Origin of the sequence: Corallococcus caeni, assembly GCF_036245865.1 — a bacterium.
Taxonomy (GTDB): Bacteria; Myxococcota; Myxococcia; order Myxococcales; family Myxococcaceae; genus Corallococcus; species Corallococcus caeni.
Map to the genome: position 1 here is coordinate 1 of NZ_BTTW01000136.1, position 255 is coordinate 255.

A 255-nucleotide genomic window follows, 5' to 3' on the forward strand; every position below is an offset into this window, starting at 1 on the left:
GCCGCATCGTCTCGCCCAAGGACGTCACCCTCGCCACCCTGGCCTATGCCGCCCCTTCCGGCCTGACGTGCCAGGCGGGCGCGACGGGCAGTACCTCGGGCGTGCCCTACCTGGCCTCCGTCACCGGTTCCTCCGGTGCCATGGACTTCCAGTACGTCTCCCTCCCCCTGCCCTACCCCTACGGCGGCACGCACTGCGTGCTTCGCAGCGTCACGCGCCGGGGTGAGTCCTCTCCCGCCGTCACCTACGCCTACC

At 71.4% G+C, this 255-nt stretch carries 1 protein-coding gene; it reads left to right on the plus strand.

The annotated features are described in order from the left end of the window. The coding region (locus tag AABA78_RS39155; RefSeq protein ID WP_338270640.1) for a hypothetical protein at window positions 1–255 on the plus strand (255 nt) is incomplete at both ends.